Source organism: Arsenicitalea aurantiaca (genome assembly GCF_003994485.1).
GTDB classification, from domain to species: Bacteria; Pseudomonadota; Alphaproteobacteria; order Rhizobiales; family Devosiaceae; genus Arsenicitalea; species Arsenicitalea aurantiaca.
In genome coordinates this window covers 518823-536828 of record NZ_RZNJ01000001.1, presented here as the reverse complement: position 1 = coordinate 536828, position 18006 = coordinate 518823, and the positions used below count along the sequence as shown (strand labels likewise).

Annotated in this window: 17 protein-coding genes; 7 read left to right on the top strand and 10 right to left on the bottom strand. The window is 67.3% G+C overall.

Features of this window, described 5'->3' with window-relative positions; genetic code table 11:
- The first annotated feature begins 7 nt into the window (after nucleotides 1-7).
- The 5 genes from rhaM to EMQ25_RS02570 all read left to right on the top strand — a co-directional run bounded on the left by rhaM (nucleotide 8) and on the right by EMQ25_RS02570 (nucleotide 4411).
- On the top strand, nucleotides 8-325 hold the full coding sequence (gene rhaM / locus EMQ25_RS02590) for an L-rhamnose mutarotase (RefSeq protein ID WP_127186985.1): 318 nt from the start codon (nucleotides 8-10) through the stop codon (nucleotides 323-325).
- A gap of 76 nt (nucleotides 326-401) precedes the next feature.
- Nucleotides 402-1586 carry an L-rhamnonate dehydratase gene (rhmD, locus tag EMQ25_RS02585; protein ID WP_127186984.1) on the top strand — a complete coding sequence of 395 codons (1185 nt, stop codon included), beginning with the start codon at nucleotides 402-404 and terminating at the stop codon, nucleotides 1584-1586.
- 265 nt (nucleotides 1587-1851) lie between these two features.
- On the top strand, nucleotides 1852-2667 hold the full coding sequence (locus tag EMQ25_RS02580; protein WP_244606441.1) for an N-acetylneuraminate lyase: 816 nt from the start codon (nucleotides 1852-1854) through the stop codon (nucleotides 2665-2667).
- Between the two features lie 5 nt (nucleotides 2668-2672).
- On the top strand, nucleotides 2673-3479 hold the full coding sequence (locus EMQ25_RS02575; protein WP_127186982.1) for an SDR family oxidoreductase: 807 nt from the start codon (nucleotides 2673-2675) through the stop codon (nucleotides 3477-3479).
- Nucleotides 3480-3481: 2 nt separating this feature from the next.
- On the top strand, nucleotides 3482-4411 hold the full coding sequence (locus EMQ25_RS02570) for a dihydrodipicolinate synthase family protein (RefSeq protein ID WP_244606440.1): 930 nt from the start codon (nucleotides 3482-3484) through the stop codon (nucleotides 4409-4411).
- A 16-nt stretch (nucleotides 4412-4427) separates the two neighbouring features.
- Here EMQ25_RS02570 and EMQ25_RS02565 read toward each other — a convergent pair whose 3' ends face one another.
- From EMQ25_RS02565 to EMQ25_RS02550, 4 genes are read right to left on the bottom strand one after another with little or no spacing between them, the layout of a single operon-like run.
- Nucleotides 4428-5609, bottom strand: coding sequence for a Gfo/Idh/MocA family protein (locus tag EMQ25_RS02565; protein WP_127186980.1), 1182 nt, complete (start codon nucleotides 5607-5609; stop codon nucleotides 4428-4430).
- Nucleotides 5610-5611: 2 nt separating this feature from the next.
- Entirely contained in the window at nucleotides 5612-6670 is a 1059-nt protein-coding gene (locus tag EMQ25_RS02560; RefSeq protein ID WP_127186979.1) for a sugar phosphate isomerase/epimerase family protein, read from the bottom strand.
- Nucleotides 6671-6706: 36 nt separating this feature from the next.
- Nucleotides 6707-8200, bottom strand: coding sequence for a mannitol dehydrogenase family protein (locus EMQ25_RS02555; protein WP_127186978.1), 1494 nt, complete (start codon nucleotides 8198-8200; stop codon nucleotides 6707-6709).
- The gene (locus tag EMQ25_RS02550; RefSeq protein WP_127186977.1) at nucleotides 8197-8994 is read right to left on the bottom strand and encodes an SDR family oxidoreductase; all 798 of its coding nucleotides are present in this window, start codon (nucleotides 8992-8994) and stop codon (nucleotides 8197-8199) included. The genes EMQ25_RS02555 and EMQ25_RS02550 overlap by 4 nt, the downstream gene beginning before the upstream one ends.
- Before the next feature lie 73 nt (nucleotides 8995-9067).
- Between EMQ25_RS02550 and EMQ25_RS02545 the strand changes: the two genes are divergently transcribed.
- Entirely contained in the window at nucleotides 9068-9904 is an 837-nt protein-coding gene (locus tag EMQ25_RS02545; RefSeq protein ID WP_127186976.1) for a MurR/RpiR family transcriptional regulator, read from the top strand.
- Here the strand turns inward: EMQ25_RS02545 and EMQ25_RS02540 are convergent, their stop codons facing one another.
- The 5 genes from EMQ25_RS02540 to EMQ25_RS02520 form a co-directional block, all read right to left on the bottom strand.
- Nucleotides 9905-10936, bottom strand: a complete 1032-nt coding sequence (locus EMQ25_RS02540) for a histidine kinase dimerization/phosphoacceptor domain -containing protein (protein ID WP_127186975.1) — start codon at nucleotides 10934-10936, stop codon at nucleotides 9905-9907.
- Between the two features lie 3 nt (nucleotides 10937-10939).
- The gene (locus EMQ25_RS02535; RefSeq protein ID WP_244606439.1) at nucleotides 10940-11383 is read right to left on the bottom strand and encodes a response regulator; all 444 of its coding nucleotides are present in this window, start codon (nucleotides 11381-11383) and stop codon (nucleotides 10940-10942) included.
- Complete coding sequence (locus EMQ25_RS02530) at nucleotides 11380-12876, bottom strand: sensor histidine kinase (RefSeq protein WP_127186974.1); 1497 nt, start codon at nucleotides 12874-12876, stop codon at nucleotides 11380-11382. The genes EMQ25_RS02535 and EMQ25_RS02530 overlap by 4 nt, the downstream gene beginning before the upstream one ends.
- 72 nt (nucleotides 12877-12948) lie before the next feature.
- Nucleotides 12949-15501: an ABC transporter permease gene (locus EMQ25_RS02525; protein WP_127186973.1), complete on the bottom strand. Its 2553-nt coding sequence runs from the start codon at nucleotides 15499-15501 to the stop codon at nucleotides 12949-12951.
- Nucleotides 15501-16211 (bottom strand): ABC transporter ATP-binding protein, encoded by a 711-nt coding sequence (locus EMQ25_RS02520; RefSeq protein WP_127186972.1) that lies wholly within the window; start codon nucleotides 16209-16211, stop codon nucleotides 15501-15503. Before EMQ25_RS02520 ends, EMQ25_RS02525 begins: the two co-directional genes overlap by 1 nt.
- A gap of 31 nt (nucleotides 16212-16242) precedes the next feature.
- On the opposite strand from EMQ25_RS02520, the gene EMQ25_RS02515 reads away from it, so the two are divergent.
- Entirely contained in the window at nucleotides 16243-16923 is a 681-nt protein-coding gene (locus tag EMQ25_RS02515; protein ID WP_127186971.1) for an arylesterase, read from the top strand.
- Here EMQ25_RS02515 and EMQ25_RS02510 read toward each other — a convergent pair.
- Complete coding sequence (locus EMQ25_RS02510; protein WP_158625928.1) at nucleotides 16907-17962, bottom strand: AI-2E family transporter; 1056 nt, start codon at nucleotides 17960-17962, stop codon at nucleotides 16907-16909. The two genes, EMQ25_RS02515 and EMQ25_RS02510, sit on opposite strands and share 17 nt — an antisense overlap.
- Nucleotides 17963-18006: the final 44 nt, after the last annotated feature.

Genomic DNA, 18006 nt, shown 5'->3' with positions numbered 1-18006 from the left:
GATCCCCATGCCCGAGCGCATCGCCTTTCGCATGAACCTGCATCCCGGCCAGGTCGCCGAATATAAAAAGCGTCATGACGAGATCTGGCCCGAGCTTTCCAAGGCGCTGAAGGATGCGGGCGTTTCGGACTATTCGATCTGGCTCGATCCCGAGACCAATCACCTCTTCGCCACCCTGGTGCGCAGCGACGATCACACCATGGCCGATCTGCCCAGAACCGAGATCAACAGGCGCTGGTGGGATTTCATGGCCGACATCATGGACTATGACGAGAAGAACGAGCCCGTTGCGGTCGATCTGGTAAAACTCTTTCAGCTCGACTGATTTATATCACTATTCCAATGCCTTGGCGCATTTACCGGAATCGATCCGGCAGCGCGCCGGACCCACAGAGGCCCACATGCCCTCCAGATTCGAAATCGCCGACATCCGCGTCTCGCTGGTCAGAAGCGAAGGCGATGGCGGCGATTATTTTCAGCAGGCGCAGGGCCACTGGCTGATCGACACGCTGATCGCCAACCCCATGTCGGGCTACCCCCAGTGGAAGGCCTCGCGCGCCAGCTGGGGCGTGGGCGTGCTCGGGTCGCTGGTGGTCGAGATCGAGGCGACCGACGGCACGGTCGGCGTCGCGACCGGCTTCGGCGGCGTGCCCGCCGCCTGGCTCGTCACCCATCATTTCGCCCGGTTTCTCCGGGGCGAGGATGCGCGCAACGTCAACAAGATCTGGGACCAGCTTTTTCGCGCCTCGCTGCCCTATGGCCGCAAGGGCCTCGCGGTCGCGACCATCAGCGTCGTCGACCTCGCCCTCTGGGACCTGTTGGGCAAGCTGCGCGACGAGCCCGTCTACAACCTCATCGGCGGGCTCAGCCGCGACGAGATTTCGTTCTACTGCACCGGCCCGCGCCCCGAAGCGGTCAAGGCACTCGGCTTCTGGGGCGGCAAGGTCCCCCTGCCGCACGGCCATTTCGACGGCGAGGAGGGGCTGAGAAGAAACGTCGAATTCCTCGCCGCCCACCGCGAGGCCGTCGGGCCCGATTTCCCGCTGATGGTCGATTGCTACATGGCGCTGACCGTGCCCTATGCCATCCGCCTCGCCGAAGCCTGCAAGCCGCTCGACATCTACTGGTGGGAAGAGGTGCTGCCTCCCGACGACATCGAGGGCTACAGGCTGCTGAAGCAGGCCCACCCGACCCTCAAATGGACGACGGGCGAGCACGAATATTCCCGCTATGGGTTCCGCCGGCTTGTGGAGGAGCGCACCATCGACATCCTCCAGCCCGACGTCATGTGGGTCGGCGGGCTGACCGAACTCCTGCGCATCGCCGCCCACGCCTCGGCCTATGACGTCCCCGTCATCCCCCATGGCAGCGGGCCTTATTCCTATCATTTCATCGCCAGCCAGCCGCAATCGCCCTTTTGCGAATACGTCGCCGCCAGCCCCGACGGGCGCGCCATCCGCCCCGTCTTCGGCAAGCTGTTCGATGGCGAGGACCTGCCCCAAAACGGCCGCCTCAAACCCAGCCCCGCCCCCGGCTTCGGCATGACCCTAGCCGACCGATCGCTGCTCGAGCCGTTCCGCGGCTGATCGGCCCTACCCCCACCTAACCTCCCCCTGAGAGGGGGAGGGACGGATAGCCTCTCATCCCGCCGCCGGCGCCCCATCGGGCCTAAGCAGGACGACTGAGCCACCCACCGCCCTTCTCCCAATCAGGCCACTCCAGCCACCGCTCTTCTCCTCTCCCTATCAGGGGGAGGCCGGGTGGGGGTCAGGCCAAGCACTTCTGCGCCCTCCGTTTTCCCACATCACCCCACCCCGTCTTCCCGCCATTCTACCTCGCCCACACCCCAACTTGACCCGCCGTCTCGTCGACCTTCAGGCCCGCCAGGGGATCGACGGCATCTATGTCGGTGGCTCATCGGGCGAAGCGATCCTGCAGTCGCGCGAGGAACGCGCCGCCTATCTCGCCGACGTTGCCGAAGCGGCGGCCGGGCGGATGAAGCTCATCGCCCATGTGGGCGCCGTCGCCACCGCCGACGTGCTGGCGCTCTCGGAGGCCGTGGCACCGGCGGGCTATGACGCGATTTCGGCCATCCCGCCCTTCTATTATGATTTCTCGCGCGTCGAAATCCTCGCCCATTACCGCGCCATCGCGGACGCCTCGGCCCTGCCGCTGATCGTCTACAACTTCCCCGCCCGCACCGCCGGCTTCACCATCGCCGAACTGGGCGAGCTCTTCGCCCATGAGAAGATCATCGGCATCAGGCACACCTCGAGCGACATGTTCCTGCTCGAGCGCATCCGCCGCCTCTATCCCGACGCCTATGTCTACAACGGGTATGATGAGATGGCGCTTTCGGGCTTTGCCATGGGCGCGCAGGGCGCGATCGGCACCACCTACAATTATATGGGCGATCTCTATGTGCAGCTGCGCAGGGACGTCGCCGAGGGCCGGCTCGATGACGCGCGGCGCCTCCAAGGCCTCGCCAACGTCCTGATCGAGGTGCTGATCGCGGTCGGCGTCATGCCCGGCTCCAAAGGCGTGCTCGACATCATGGGCGTGCCGATGGGCCATTCGCGCCGTCCCTTCCGGCAGCTGACCACCGAGGACCGGGCGCTGCTCGAAAAGGCCGTCGGCCCCATCCTCGACTGGCGCAAGGCCCGCTGACCCTGATGCACGAAGAGATCGACGCCCTCTTCTCGCTCCGGGGCAAGCTCGCCATCGTCACCGGTGGCAGCGCCAATCTGGGGCGCGACGCCGCCGACATCCTCGCGGCGGCGGGCGCCGATCTCGCCATTACCTCGCGCGACTTCGAGAAGGCACGCGCCGCCTGCAGTGAACTCGAAGCGCTCCACGGCATCGAAGCCCGTCCGCTGGCGCTCAACCATGCCGATCCTGCCTCGGTGGACAAGGCCGTCGCCGAAATCGAGGCCTGGCGCGGCGCCGCCGACATTCTCGTCAACAATGCCGGGGGCGGTTCGGGCGCGTCGGTCGCCGAACTCTTTGAGCGCGATCCCGAGGACATGAGGGAAATGCTCGCCTCGAACCTCTTCGGCACGCTCCTCTGCTGCCGCGGCTTCGGGCGCGCGATGGCAGCGCGGGGAAAGGGCAAGATCGTCAATTTCGCCTCGATCGCCGGCCTCGTCGGGCGCGACCGGCGCGTCTATGCGGGGACCGACATGAAGGGCCAGCCCGTCGACTATGCCGCCGCCAAGGGCGGAGTGATCGCGCTGACGCTCGATCTCGCGGGTTATCTCGGCCCCAGGGGCGTCAACGTCAACGCGCTCTCGCCCGGCGGCTTCGAGCGCGGCCAGCATAAGCGGTTCGTCGCCGGCTATGCCGACCGCACTCCGCTCGGGCGCATGGGCCGCGACGGGGTGGATCTCAAGGGCCCCATCCTCTTTCTCTGCTCGCCAGCCTCCGACTACGTGCACGGGCACAATCTGGTGGTCGATGGCGGCTTTTCGGTGTGGAAATGACGGTGCCCGACACCCTCCCCGCCCACGCACCCCGCGGCATCTGGGGCACGGTGCTGCTGCCGGTGGGTGAGGACGGCGAGATCGACTGGCCGGCGCTTTCCGACGCGCTCGACATTCTTTGCGAAAGCGGCGTCGCCGGGATTTACAGCAATGGCACGGCAGGCGAATTCCACAACCAGACCGAGGCCGAATACGAGCGCATCACCACGCTCGTCGCCGAACGCGCCGGTGCCGCCGGCCTCCCCTTCCAGATCGGGGTCAGCCACACCAATCCGCGCATCGCCCGCGAGCGCCTCGCCCGGCTCCACGCCATCCGACCGGCCGCAGCGCAGATCACCCTGCCCGACTGGTGGCCGCCCTCGCCAACCGAGATCGAAGCCTTCATCGTCGGCATGCAGGAGGCGGCCTGGGACACCCCGCTCGTCCTCTACAACCCGCCCCACGCCAAAAGCCGGCTCCGCCCCGCCCAGATCGCCCCGCTCCGCGCGCTGGCGCCCAATCTCGTCGGCGCGAAACTCCCCGGCGGCGATGCGGACTGGTATGCCGAACGCCGCGAAACGCTGCCGGGCCTTTCGGTCTTCGTTGCCGGCCATACCGTCGCGTTCGGGCGCCCGCTCGGTGCCGATGGTGCCTACTCCAACGTCGCCTGTCTGAGCCCCAAAGGCGCCTGCCTCCACTGGGACCTCGCGGGCTCCGATCCGGTCGCGGCCGCAGAGCTCGAGGCGCGCATCATGGCCTTCATGGCGAGCCACGTCCTGCCGCTCGTCAGGAGCCACGGGCTTTCCAATGGCGCACTCGACAAGCTGATGGCTGCCGCCGGCGGCTGGGGCCCGATCGGTCCGCGCCTGCTCTGGCCCTATGCCAGCGCCCCCGAAGATGCCGTCACCGCCGCAGGCAAAGCGGCGCGGAACATGCTGCCCGAGTTCTTCTGAGCGCGGGAGGGGCGCCTCAGCGCACCAGCCTTGTCCAGGCGCTGCCCGCTTCGCTTGAATCGACGCACGCCTCGATGAAGCGCATGCCGGCGAGGCCGTCTTCGATGTTCGGAACGGCAGCGACCAGTTCGGGATCGGGCGTTTGGCCGGCGCGGCGGGCGAGGATGAGGGCCGCGGCGTCGCGATAGAGGTTGGCGAACCCCTCGACATAGCCCTCGGGATGCTCGGCGGGCATGCGCGAGACCCGGCCCGCCGCCGCGCCCACGCCCGGCCCGCCCCGCACCAGCGTGCGCGTCGGCTCGCCGAACGGGGTGAATTTCAGCACTTCGGGCTCGGCCCCCTCCCATTCGAGCCCGGCCCTGTCGCCATAGAGCTTGAGCGAGAGCCGGTTGAGATTGCCCGGGCTCACCTGGCTCGCAATCAGCACGCCCCGGGCGCCGGTGCCGTAGCGCATGAGCACGTGAGCGTTGTCGTCGAGCCGGCGGCCGGGCACGAAGGTGGAAAGATCGGCGGCGACGGCATCGGGCTCGAGCCCGCTGACGAACTGGGCGAGGCTATAGGCATGCACCCCGATATCGGCAAGGCATGCCGACCGCCCCGCCCGCGCCGGGTCGGTCCGCCATTCGGCCTGCTTGTTGCCTTCGCCCTCGATGGGCAGGGTCAGCCAATCCTGGATGTATTCGGCCCGGATGATCCGGAGCGTCCCGAGCGCACCCGAGGCCACCATGGCCCGCGCCTCGCGCACCATGGCGTAGCCGGTATTGTTGAGCGTGACCGCAAAGACGAGGCCGGACCGGCGCGCGAGAACCGCCAGCTCCTCTGCCTCGTCAAGGGTCGCCGACAGCGGCTTGTCGCAGATGACGTCTATGCCAGAGGCGAGGAAGGCCCGCGCCACGGGCGCATGGAGATGATTGGGCGTGACGATGATCACCGCCTCGATGCCATCTTCCCGCGCCGCCTCGGCCTTGGCCATTTCGGCATAATCGGCATAGGCGCGCGCGGGCGCGATGCCGATGTCGGCAGCCGATGCCCGGGCCCGCTCGGGGTCCGACGACAGCGCCCCGGCAACCAGCACCAGCCGATCATCGAGCCGGGCGGCCATGCGGTGCACCGCCCCGATGAACGCCTCGCGCCCTCCGCCCACCATGCCGACGCGCAGCCGGCGCGGCCCGATCCCGTCTCCTGTCGCGTAGACCATGGTCAGCCCTTCAGCCCGAGCAGCTGGCGGTTGACGTTCGCATCCGCCCCCGTCGCCGCGAAATCGTCGAACACCCGGTCGGTTACTTCGATGATGTGGCTCGAAATGAACTTCGCGCCCTCGCGCGCCGCGACCTCGGGGTGCTCGAGGCAGCACTCCCATTCATAGACCGCCCAGCCGGCGAAATCATATTGCGCCATCTTGGAGAAGACGCCCTTGAAGTCGACCTGTCCGTGCCCGAGCGAACGGTCGCGCGCGGCGCGCTCGAGCCAGCCCTTGTAGCCGCCGAGATAGCCCTGCTTCGCGGTCGGATTGAACTCGGCGTCCTTGACGTGGAACATCTTGATGCGCTCGTGGAAGACGTCGATGAACCCCAGATAATCCATGCCCTGCTTGATGAAATGGCTCGCATCGTAATTGATGTTGCAGCGGCTGTGCCCGCCCACCGCATCGAGGAACATCTCGAAGGTGTCGCCGTCGAAGACGTCCTCGGTCGGGTGGATTTCGAAGCAGAGGTCGACGCCAGCGTCCTCATAGGCGTTGAGGATCGGCGTCCAGCGCCGGCCCTGCTCGGCAAAGCACTCCTCGATCAGCCCGGTCGGGCGCTGCGGATAGGGGTAGAAATAGGGCCAGGCGAGCGAGCCGGTGAAGCTCACATGCTCGGTCAGCCCCAGCCGCGCCGAGACCTTGGCTGCCTTGGTGACCTGCTCGGCCGCCCAGAGGCGGCGCTTTTCGGGATTGCCGCGGAGATGCGGCGGGCACTGCCCGTCGAACATCGCGTCATAGGCCGGGTGCACCGACACCATCTGGCCCTGGAAATGGGTCGAGAGCTCGGTGATCGCGATGCCGATGTCGCTGAGCTTGCCCTTGATCTCGTCGCAATAGGTCTCGCTCTCATAGGCCTTGTCGAGATCGAAGAAGCGCGCATCCCAGCTTGGGATCTGGATGCCCTCATAGCCGTAATCCCGCGCCCAGCGCGCGATCCCCTCGAGGCTGTTATGGGGTGCCGTATCCTGCGCGAACTGTGCGAGGAACAGGCCCGGGCCCTTGATGGTGCGCATGCTCGTCTCCCTTTTTGGTCTTGTGTGCGATCGGCGTCAGGCGCCGCCGCCGATAATGTCGGCCATGATTGCGCGTGCCGGGCGCTGCCGCAACCGGGCGACCCGGTCGGTCAGTGCCGCAACGATTTCGGGCCGGGTGCCGAGATCGGTCCCGAACACTGTCTCGAGGCTGAGGAGGCCGCGGACATAGGCGCCCGCATCTTCGCCAGTCTCGGCGCTGAGGGCGAGCGTGCGCCCGGCCAGCGGATCGTTTACCGGGAACGTTCGGCCCGCATGATCGCGCCCGCCCGCATAGACCATCCAGCCGGCAATGCCCCAGAGGAGCCTGTCGCAGGGCGTATCTGCCGCAAGCGCCGCGCGAAGCGGCTCGAGGAGCCGCTGGCGGATCTTCTGCGAGCCGTCGGTCGAAATCTGCGCCGTCCGGTGACGCAAGGCAGGGTTTGTGAGGCGCGAGAGCGTGGTTTCGAGATAGGCGGGGACATCGATCCCCGGCACGGCCGGGAGATGGGGCAGCACTTCGGCCTCGATCATCTCGCGGGCGAAACGGGCGAACACCGGGTCGGCCATGACGTCGGCCATGTAGTCGATGCCCGAAAGCAGGCCGAGCTGGCAGAGCCCGGTCTGAATGCCGTTGACCACGCGCATCTTGAGAATTTCATAGGGCGCGACATCGGGCACATAGAGTGCGCCTACCCGGTCCCAGGCGGGCAGGTCGCGCCCCTGGGCCCCTTCGATCATCCAGTGCCGGAAGGGTTCGCCGATGACGAGGCCCAGGTCGAGGATGCCGGTCTCGGCCGCGAACCGCTCGATATCGGCCTCCGCCGTCGCCGGCACGATGCGATCGACCATGGTGTTGAGGAAGTTGACCGTTTCCGCGATCCGCCCGGCAAGCGGATCTCGGCCCGCTTCGGCGAGCCCTGTGACGCAGCGCCGGAGGGTCGCGCCATTGTCGGGGACGTTATCGCACGAGATGATCGTCGGCGCCTCTGCGCCCGCGGCAAACCGCCTGCGCAGCATTTCGAGGATGAAGCCGGGCACCGAGCGCGGCGCGCGCGGATGGGCGAGATCGTGCGCAATATCGGGGTGGCCGGTATCGAGCAGGCCCGTCGCCGGCACATGGCAATAGCCCTTCTCGGTGATGGTGAGCGTCACGACCCGGATCGCGGGATCGGCAGCCAATGCGAGCGCTCGCTCGAGGCTTGCTGCGTCGCCGACCGAAATCGTCTCGATCAGCGCGCCGATCAGGCGCCGCTCCACAGTGTTGTGGTCGCGCAATTCCCGGCAGTAGAGACCGCCTTGAGCGCCGAGCGTTTCGTCGAGGTCGGGGGCCCTCAGATTGACCCCGACGATCCCCCAATCCCCGAACGCCGCTTCGAGCGCGTCGTCGGTGAACTCGCCCTGATGGCAGCGATGGAAAGCGCCGACACCGATATGGAGAATGCCCCGCTTGAGCCGGGCGCGATCATAGCCGGGGCGCCGAACGTCCGCCGGCAGCGCTGAAAGCGTGTACGGCCCCAGACGAACGCTCAATTGGCCACCCGGCGCGGCGGTGCGCCCAGCACGGCCTGCTCCATGTCGATGAGCGTGCCGGTCATCAGCCCCGACTGGTCCGAGAGAAGGAAGATCGTCAGCTGCGCCACCTCGTCATCGGTCAGGAGGCGCTTGAGCGGCATGCCGGCGGCAGCCTCCTCGACCCAGCCTGCGCCCTTGCCGAGGGTCTCGCCCTGCATCTTGTGCTCGCCCGGCGTCGTCGCCCAGCCCATGTTGATGCCGTTGCAGCGGATCCTGTCGGGCAGGTGCGCGTGCGCGACGTTGCGCGTCAGCGTTGAGAGGGCCCCCTTGCTCGCCGAATAGATCGAAAGGTCGGGCGCACCGCAATGCGCGTTGACCGAGAGAATGTTGACGATCGATCCCGGCGCGCGGCGCGAGATCATGTCGGCAACCGCGTGCTGCATGAGAAAGAAAGGTGCGCGCGCATTGACCGCAAACAGCCGCTCCCAGAGCGCGGGCGTGCCATCGAGCAGCGAGGCGCGGTCGGTGAGGCCCGCCGAATTGACGAGGCAGTCAATCCGCCCGAATGCGCTCACCGCGCTGGCCGCGATCAGTTCGGGTGCGGCGGGATCGGCAAGGTCGGCGGCGATGAATTCGACGGGGCAGGCATCGGTCCCGAGTTCGGAGGCAAGCGCCTCACCGCGCTCCGCACTGCGCCCGGTGATCAGGACCCCGGCCGCGCCCGAGGCGATGGCAAGCCGCGCCACCTTTTCACCAACGCCCTGCGTGCTGCCGGTGACGAGCAGGATCTTGCCAGAAAGTGTGACGTCCATTTTCCGTCCTGCCGGTTGATTTCCATATTCTTCAGTTTAGAAATGGATTTCCAGAACTGTCAAGGAGGCCGGCTTGCCCCAGCCCGTCGAGGATTATGGCGCGCTCGTCGCCCTGCTCGCCGAGCGCCGCCCCGGCCTCAGCAAGCGCCTGCGCCAGGTTGCGCGGTTCGTCGTCGACAATCCCGAGGATGTCGCGATCCATTCGATCGTCGAGCTGGCGCGTAAGGCGGAGGTTCAGCCCTCCACCATCACCCGCTTCGCCAAGGAGCTTGGCTTCGAGGGCTTTGCAGAACTGCAGGGGGTGTTCCGGCAGCGGCTGGTCGGCCCGCGCATGAGCTATGAGGAGCGCATGGCCGCGCTCGCCGCCCGCCCCGCCAACGCAGGCGATCTGGCGCTCGACGATCCGCTCGTCGTGTTCGACAGCCTCACCCAGGCGGCGATGGATGCGCTGCTGCGCTTGCGCGAAGACGTGCGGACGGCCCCGCTCGGCCCTTTCATCGACGCGCTCCATGGGGCGGAGGCAGTGCATGTGGCCGCGGCGCGAGGCGCGTTCGGGGTCGGCAGCTATTGCTATTACGGGCTCGGCCGTGCGGGCAAGCGGGCGTTCCTGCTCGACAATCTGGGCGCCATGCGCGAGCAGCAGATGCTGGCGATCGGCGAGCGCGACGCGCTGCTCGCGATCAGCTTCGACGACTATACGCCCGAAACGCTCGAAGCGGCGCGCGACGCCGCCCGGCGCGGGCGCACGGTGCTCGTCATCACCGACAATGCGCTGAGCCCCTTCGTGCCGCTCGCCACCCACGCGCTTTTCGTGAAGGAAGCACGGCTGGGGCATTTCCGCTCGCAGGTGCCTGCAATGGTGCTCTGCCAGTCGCTGATCGCGAGCCTTGGCCGCCTGATGGCAGGCTGATCAGAGCGCGAAATCGATCCTGACGCGGGTGCCGGTGCCGCCCGCATCATAAGCGACCTGGGACGCGAGATTGCCCGCCATGGCGCGCACGATGCGGCTGCCGAGCCCGGTCCCCTTGACCTCGCCGGCACCGCTCCAGCCGATGCCGTCATCCTCGACGGAGAGCCGGCCCGCTTCGCCCTCGGTCGAGAACCGCACGCGGATCTCGCCTGCCTGTCCGTCCGGATAAGCGTATTTGAAAGCATTGGTCACGAGTTCGGTGACGATGACACCGAGCGAAACCGCCTTGTCGGTCGGCACCTTCACCGGCTCGACATCGAGGCTGACGGTGGTGTTTTCGGCGAGGTTGATCGAGATCGCCAACTCATCGACGAGGCTCTGGAGATAGTCGCGCAGGTCCACGAACCGCACGTCCTCGGAGGTGTAGAGCCGGCGGTGCACGCCCGCGATGGCGGAAATCCGCGCCTGCGTCTCGTTGAGGGCGTCGCGGGCGGCCGGTTCGGTGACCGCATTGGCCTGCATGCGCACCAGCGCCGCGACCAGCGCCAGCGAGTTGGCGACCCGGTGGTTGACCTCACCCAGCAGCATTTCCGCACGCTCGCGGGCTTCGCGCATCTCGCGCTCGGCCTTGAGCTTCTCGCGCGTCAGCCGGGCGCTCGTCATCGCCTGATCGATGGCGCTGCCGAGGAGCTCGAGGAAATCGGCGCCCACGGTCTTGGTGACATAGTCGACCGCGCCGGCCTTGAGCGCATCGACCGCGACGGCGGTTTCGGCCGAGCCCGTGACGTAGACCACCGGCGGAGCCCCCGCCTGCCCCGAAAGCGCCGCGAGGACGTCCATTCCGGTGCCGGTGGGCAGATAGTGATCGAGCCCGATCACGTCGATCCCGCCTTCGGCGACCCGGGCGAGGCCCGTCTCCGCATCGGTGACGTGTTCGACCTCATAGCCGCGGCGGACCAGTGCCTTCTGCACCAGCCGCCCCAGGCCGGGGTCGTCATCGATATAGAGCACGCGGACGGGCTGGGTGGACATGGGTCAGGCGGTTTCCGGGACCTGCATCACCGAGAAGAACAGCCCGAGCTGACGGATCGCGTTGGCGAAGCCCTCATAATTGACGGGCTTGGTGATGTAGACGTTCGCGCCCAGATCGTAGCAGCGCTGGATCTCGCGCGTATCGTCCGTCGTGGTCAGCACCACCACGGGCGAACGCTTGGTGTGGACGTTGCTCTTGACCTTTTCGAGGATGTCGACGCCCGTCATGTCGGGCAGGTTGAGATCGAGCAGGATCAGCAGGTGCCGGCCCGCGCTCGCCTCGCCCGAACCGTCGGCGCCGAAGAGATAGGTCAGTGCTTCGGTGCCGTTGGTGAACGGAATGATCTCGTTGTTGACGCCTGCGCGGCGGATGTTCTTTTCGATGAGGCGCGCATGGCCCTCATCGTCCTCGACCATGATGATGGTGACGGCTCTGGCTTCGTTCATTTGGCGCTACTCCCGACTATTGCGCGAAGATCACGGGGCAGGCTGACACGGAAGGTCGTGCCTACGCCCAGTTCCGAAGTGAGGGTGATGTCCCCGCCCAGGTTGCGCACGAGCGTGCGCACATGGGCAAGGCCGATCCCCTCGCCCGCCTGGCTCTGCTCGCCCGAGCGGCGGAAAAGCTCGAAGACGCGTTCATGGTCCTGCGGGGCGATGCCGCGACCATTGTCCTCGACGTCTATGAAGATGCGGTTGCCCGGCGCGTCCCGCCCGACGACGCGGATCTTGAGCGGGCGCGACTTGTCGCGATACTTGACGGCATTGTCAAGCAGATTGCCGAAAACCTGCTCGAGCGACATCCGGTCCGACGTCAGCTTGGGGTTGGCGATATCGATCTCGATATCCCCGCCATTCTCGCTCACCTGATGGTGGATGGCCGACGCGGTGCCCTCGAGGAGCGCGGCGATGTCGAGGCGCTCGGGGCGCAGCGGGCGCCGGCCTTCGCGCGAGATCTTGAGGATGGCGTTGATGAGCCCGTCCATCTTGCGGGTCGAGGAGCGGATGAACCCGATCGCCTCGGGCAGATCCTCGCGCGCAGCGAGCCGTGCTTCGGCAAGCGCGGGATCTTCGTCGTCCTCGGGGCGCGTCTCCATATAGCGCTGGATCGGGACGACGCTCTGCTCGAGTTCGCTGGTAAAGCCCATGATGTTGACCAGCGGCGCACGCAGATCATGCGTCACGATATAGGCGAAGCGCTGGATTTCCTCATTGGCACGCCCCAGATCGGCGGTGCGCTCGGCAACGCGGGCCTCAAGTCCTGAATTGGCCGCCTCGACCTCCCGACGTGCCGCCATGAGATCGCGGGTATACTGGACGACCGTCAGCGCCGAACCGCCAACGACCAGAACGATGATGATGGCCCCGATTATGGTGATCCAGCGCAGTGCGATGGCGCTGCCGCGCTGGTCCTCGACGCCTTCGATCAGCCGCTGGTCGGCCGCACGGATCAGCGCGTCGAAGAAGACGCGCGCTTCGTCCATCAGCGCTTTGCCCTCGTCGGTGTGGATGACGGCCACGGCGTCGGCCACCTGCCCACCGCGCGCCAGCGCAATGGTCTCGTCGATTTCCTCGAGCTTGAGCGTAATCGCCTGCTCGAGTCTCTGCATGGGTTCGGCGGCCTGCGGATAGGGCGCGAGGACCCGGGAAAGGACCTCGTAAAGCGGCAGCACGCGCTCGCGCGCGGCGTTGTAGGGTTCGAGATACCGCTCGTCGAGAGTGAGGATGAAGCCGCGCTGGCCGGTCTCGGCATCCTGCAGCGCCGCGCGCAGATCGACCGTCGCGGTCCGCGCTTCGCGCGCCTCCACCACTTCGTCGAAATAATGCTGGGTCTGCTCGACGAGCCACAGCGTGGTGCCCAGAATGCCCAGCAGCGCCAACAGCCCCACCACAAGGAGAGCCGCGGTGGAGCGCACAAAAAAGTTACTGGAAATCGGCATTCTTGGCCTCTGACGTCCCCCGTCGCCTTCATGGCTCAATTGCGGACGGTGGGCAAGCCCGCCCACACCGATTCACCCGAGCGCCCGGAGGTATCGCGCCGGCCGGACCGAGAGCGCCGACCAGGTGACCCCGACCCCCACCAGCATGGTGAGCACCACCGACCCCCCGATCACCAAGGCGATGAGCCCGGGATCCGCGGCAAATTGCAGCTCGAGAACATGGGTCACGATCGCCCATGCGCCGAGCGTCCCCAGTACGCTTGCGAACAAAGCGGAGATGAAGCCGAGAAGCCCGTATTCGACGAGATAGGCGAGAACGACCTTGGCGCGAGTCGCGCCTAGCACCTTCATCACCATCGCATCGGCCTCGCGCTGGCGACGGCCGGCACTCATCGCACCGGCGAGCACGAAGACGCCGCTGACGACCGCGAGCCCGCCCACCAGCGCCACCGCATTGGTGAGGCTCGAGAGGATGTCGGCGACCCGCGCCAGCGCCTCGCCGACGGGCGCAAAGGAGAGTTCGGGAAAGTCCCGGACGAGGAGCGCCTGGATTTCATCGACCGCGCCATCCCCGGCCGTCATCGTGCCCAGATAGGTCGCGGGCGCGCCCTCGATCAGCCCCGGCGAGAAGACGATCATGAAGTTGAAGCCGCGATTGCGCCATTCGATCTCGCGGAAGCTCGCAATGGTCGCGCGGATCGGGCGACCCTGGATCGTCACCTCGAATGCGTCGCCCACCGAGAGCCCAAGCGGCTCGGCCATGGTGCGGCTCAGCGAAACGAGCGGCGGGCCGGCATAGTCTGCAGGCCACCACTCCCCCGCCACCAGCGCCGAGCCCTCGGGCAAGGCGCGCGACCAGGTGAGCGAGGTGTCGCCCTCGAACATCCAGCGCACCGGCCGCGGAATCTCGCCCATTTCGGCGACCGGCACGTCGTTTACCGCCGTGATGATGCCGCGCATCATGGCGGTGCTGGCATAGGCGGCGATCCGGGGATCGCTCTGGGCGAGGGCCGATAGCCCACGATCGTCGGCCGGCGACATGTTGAGGAAGACGAAAGAGGGCGTGTCGCCCGAAAGTTCGTTGCGCAGTTGCGTGCGCAGGCTTGAATCGATGAGCGCGATCATGAGGAGGAGCGACAGGCCAAGCCCGAGCGACAGCATGACCGCAGGCGCGGCGGCGCCCGGGCGATAGATGCTCTTGAGCGCATTGCGCAGGAGCCCGTTGCGCGGCCTCGGCATGGCCCGGAGCACCGACTGCAGCAGGGCGGCAACGGTTCGCAGCACCCCAAAGGCGATAAGGGCACCGAAGGCATACCAGAGCACCAGCGCCCATTCACCGGTCGTCCACATGGCAAGGAGAATGACGAGCCCGAGCGCGATTGCGAGCGGCAGCCCGTTGCGCGGACGGAGCAGCGCGCGCCAGCCGAGCCCCGCCGTCACCCCACCGCTCGCGGTGCGAAAGAGCAGTGCGGGGCGCAGGGCCTCGGCCTGTCGCAGCGGCAAATAGGCGAAGGCGAAACCGACGAGAAGCCCGAAAAACCCCGCCGTCACGAGGGAGGGCCAATGGATGGAGGCCGAAAGCTCGAGCGACAGCAGCCCCCCGAGCATGGGCAGCGCCACGAGGGTGGCGAGCGCCCCCAGGAGGGCGCCGATTGCTATGCCGGCCGCGGTGAGGACGAGGATCTGGACCAGCAGATGCACCATTACCCGCGCCCCGGTGGCCCCGAGGCTGCGCAGCGTCGCGATCGCGCCCTGCCGCTCGGCGACATAGGCCGATACCGCATTGGAGACCCCCACTCCACCCACGAGGAGCGAAGAGAGACCCACAAGCATCAGGAAGCGCGCGAAGAGATCGAGGAATTCCGAGAGGTTTTCGGCAGCATCGGCCGGCGAGCGCGTCTCCCAGCCCTGCCCGGGGAACCGCGCAGCCAACGCTGCGGCGGCCCCGTCATAGTCCTGCCCCTCGCCGAGCAGGATCTTGTAGCGCCATCGGGCAAGCACGCCGGGGCCGATGAGCCCGCTTTGCTCGAGCGCGGTTTCGGAGATCAGCACCGGAATGCCGAGGCGGAACCCGCTGACCGCCTGGTCGGGCAGAGCCGCGAGAACGCCCGTGACGACGAAATCGGCGGTGCCGATGCGGAAGCGGCCGCCTTCGCCGATCCCGAGCCGCTCGAGCAGCAGCTGGTCGACGAGCGCGCCATGGGCGCCGTCGCGCTGGGCAAGCAGCGGTTCGAGCGCATCGACGACCCCGTTCCGGGTTTCGACGGCGCCGACGAGTGGATAGTCGGGCTCCACGGCGCGCAACTCGATCAGCGCGCCCGCGCCTTCCGCACCGGCCCGTGAACTCAGCTCGGTGACCGCGCTGACGGTGCCGAGCGTTTCGAGAAACGCGCGCTCCTCCTCGCTTGCCGCGCGATAGGAGAGCCGCGCCTCGATGTCGCCGCCCAGAAACGCCACCGCATCACGGTCGATCGCGGCCTGCAGCGCTGCGCCGGTCGAGCCGACGGCGGCGAGCGTGCCCACCCCGAGCGCGATGCAGGCGAGGAGGACCCCGAAGCGCCGCAGGTCCCCGCGAAGATCGCGGAGCGCCACGCGCACCCAGCCCTGCAGTCGCGAAAGGCCCATCAGGCGTCCGCCCGTTCCCCGAGCCGGCCACAGGCCATTTCGAGCTGCCGGTCGGCCTTGGCGGCGAGGCGCGGATCATGGGTGATGAGCATCACCGCCATGTCGTTTTCCCGCGCAAGGCTGAAAATGAGATCGATGATCCGGCCGCCCGTCGCCTGGTCGAGATTGCCCGTGGGTTCGTCGGCAAGCAGCAGGCGAGGCCGGTTGACGATGGCGCGCGCAAGCCCGACGCGCTGCTGCTCCCCGCCCGACAACGCGCTCGGCAGGTGCCCGAGCCGGTCCCCGAGCCCGACGGCCTCGAGCGCGGTTTTCGAGGCCTTTTCGAGTTCGGCAAGCGGGCGCGGATCTTCTGCGATCTCGAGGGCGAGCATCACGTTTTCGAGTGCCGTCATCGACCCGATCAGATGGAAATTCTGGAAAAGGATGCCGAGCGTATCGCGGCGGAAGAGCGCCAGCCGGTCCTCGTCGAGCCCGGTGATCGGCGTGCCGGCGACTTCGACCGAGCCGCTCGTCGCGCGTTCGAGCCCAGCGAGCACCATTAGGAGCGACGTCTTGCCGCTGCCCGATGGCCCGACCACCGCCACAACCTCGCCCGCTTCGATCCTGAAGGTCACGTCGCGCAGGATGTGAAGCTCGCTTTGCCCGCTCGCAAGGCGCAGATTGAGCCCCTCGGTCGCAATGGCAGGGGGGCGTGGCGGCTTGAAATCCATGGGCAAATCGTCCGGCAGGAGAGGATCTTCAATGATAGTGCATACCCGCCATCATGGCGTTTCGGCGACCGGCGCGCGGCACCGGCCCGCCATCAAAGCCCTATACCTCATCGCCCTTCTCTGCCTCATCAACTTCGCGTGGACCGGTATCGTGCGTGCCCAGACCATCGTCGTCTATGGCGACTCCCTCGTGGCCGGATACGGCCTCTCAGCTGCCGATGGCTTCGTGCCGCAATTGCAGCGCGCACTCGACGCCGAAGGGCTCGACGTCAACCTCGTCAATGCCGGGGTGTCGGGGGACACGAGCCAGGACGGGCTTGCGCGGCTCGACTGGACGCTGGCCGACCGCCCCGATGCGGTCATGCTCGGGCTCGGTGCCAACGACATGCTGCGCGGCATCGACCCTGCGATCACCGAACGAAATCTCACCGCCATTCTCGACCGGCTGGCCGAAGAGAATATCCCGGTGCTGCTTTTCGGGATGATGGCCAATCGCGGCCTCGGCCCCGACTATGTTGCGGCGTTCGACGCGATCTACCCCCGGCTGGCGGAGGAGTACGGGGCGAGGCTCGTGCCGTTCTTCCTTGACGGGGTCGCCTTCGAGCGCACGCTCAACCAGCCCGATGGCATCCACCCCAATGCAGAGGGCGTGGCGCGGATCGTTGCGGCGGTGCTGCCCGAAGTGCGGGCTCTCGTCAGCGCTGTTCGGTAACGACGCGCCCGCCTTTTTCGAGCTGGTCCTCGACATAAAGCCTGAGGGTCAGGATCCGGAGCACCGCATAGAGCGGCGCGGCGAGCGCGACCCCGAGCCCGCCGAAGAGCGCGCCCATCACGGCCATGAAGGCGAGCGACCAGGCGGCCGGCAGGTGCACCACCTTCTGCTGGATGAAGGGGCTGATCAGATAGCCCTCGACATTCTGGATGATGAGGAAGGCGACGATCACGATGACAAAGGTCGTGCCACCCTCCCCCACCGCCGAGAGGACGACGGGAATGGTGGCGAGCAGGGGCCCGAGGAATGGGATGAAATTGAGGAGCCCCGCGATGAGCCCCAGCAGCAGCGCGTTTTCGATGCCCATGACAAAAAGCAGCGCCCAGACCGAAACGGCGACGAGCGCCATCATGGCGAGCTGGCCAAGGAGCCAGCGCCGGAGCGAGCCGCCCGTTTCGTCCAGCACCTCGCGCAGACGCGCGCGACGCGAGACGGGGATCAGCTTCAGCACCCCGTCGCGATAGCCGGCCGGATCGACCGCAAAGAAGAGACCCAGAAAGAGCGCGATCACCACGTCGCCGACGACCCCGAACGTCGTGCCGAACATTGCGCCGAGCTGGCCGAAGACCGCGCCGGGATCGGGCAGCATTTCGCGCCAGCGCTCGCCGTTCTCAGCCATGTCCGAAACCGGCACGCCCCAGCCCTCGAGCATCTCGATCAGCTCGTCCACCTGTTCGCCGAGACCGGAGATGAAATCGGCGAGCCTGTCCCAGAGCGACAGCCCGCCCGCAAGGAGTGCGGCTGCCATGCCGAGGATGATGGCGAGGACGACGATGGCGAGCCGCCAAGGTCGCGCGATCGGCAGGATGCGCCCGAGCCCCAGCACCGCCGCATCGAGCACGGCGGCGAGCAGGATGCCCGCAAAGATCAGCAACAGCGTGCCCGAAACCTGCCAGAACACGAAAAGCGCGGCCCCTGCCGCGACGCCTGCAATGATTGCGCCCGTCATATTGCCCCCGTCGAGATCCGCATGCGCCAAGGCATGCCCCGGGGGCCAAGGCGCAAGGGGCGGGATTGGTTCCG